Source organism: Loktanella sp. SALINAS62, assembly GCF_018263905.1.
GTDB lineage: Bacteria > Pseudomonadota > Alphaproteobacteria > Rhodobacterales > Rhodobacteraceae > Loktanella.
Window position 1 is genome coordinate 8724 of record NZ_JAAFZU010000094.1, and the last position, 766, is coordinate 9489.

The 766-nt window shown below is 62.5% G+C and carries 1 protein-coding gene; it reads left to right on the forward strand.

Annotation, left to right across the window (positions count from 1 at the left end; translation table 11 throughout):
* A partial coding sequence (locus GZH79_RS18835) for a DDE-type integrase/transposase/recombinase (protein WP_211645312.1) occupies positions 1-766 on the forward strand: 766 nt, incomplete at both ends.

The following is a 766-nucleotide window of genomic DNA, read 5'->3' on the forward strand; positions in this document are numbered from 1 at the left end:
GCTGATCAGGGGCGGTATCTGGCCTCTGAGTCCAGCTTTTACCGCATCCTGCGCGCGGATGGGCAGCAACATCATCGCGGCCGGGCCAGACCGCCGGTCCGGCGCAAACCGCCCACCAGCCACAAGGCCAGCGCACCCTGCGAAGTCTGGACCTGGGACATCACCTGGATGCCGGGGCCGGTCGCGGGGATGTTCTTCTATCTCTATCTCATCGTGGACATCTTCAGCCGCAAGATCGTCGGCTGGGAAGTTCATGAACGCGAGAGCGCGGATCTGGCAGCGATGTTGATCCGGCAAGCGGTCATGGCCGAGGGTTGCGCCCTGCGCCCTCTGGTGCTGCACGCTGACAACGGCAGCCCAATGAAGGGTGCGACGATGAAGGTGACGATGGAAAAGTTGGGCATCACCGCATCCTACAGCCGCCCGCGCGTCAGCAACGACAACCCGTTCTCCGAAGCTCTGTTCCGAACCTGCAAATACCGCCCGGACTGGCCGACCAAGGGATTTTCTACCAAGGCCGATGCTCAGGCCTGGGTGAAATTCTTCGCCAACTGGTATAACGGCGAGCACCTGCACAGCGCCATCCGCTTCGTCACGCCAGATGCGCGCCACACTGGCCTCGATCGCGCAATGCTCGTCAGCCGCGCCAGTCTCTATGCAAAAGCACGGTCGCAACACCCGGAACGCTGGTCAGGCAAAACCCGCAACTGGCAAATCGCCGGCCCCGTCTGGCTCAACCCCGAAACCGAAACCAGCGCCCCTGAAA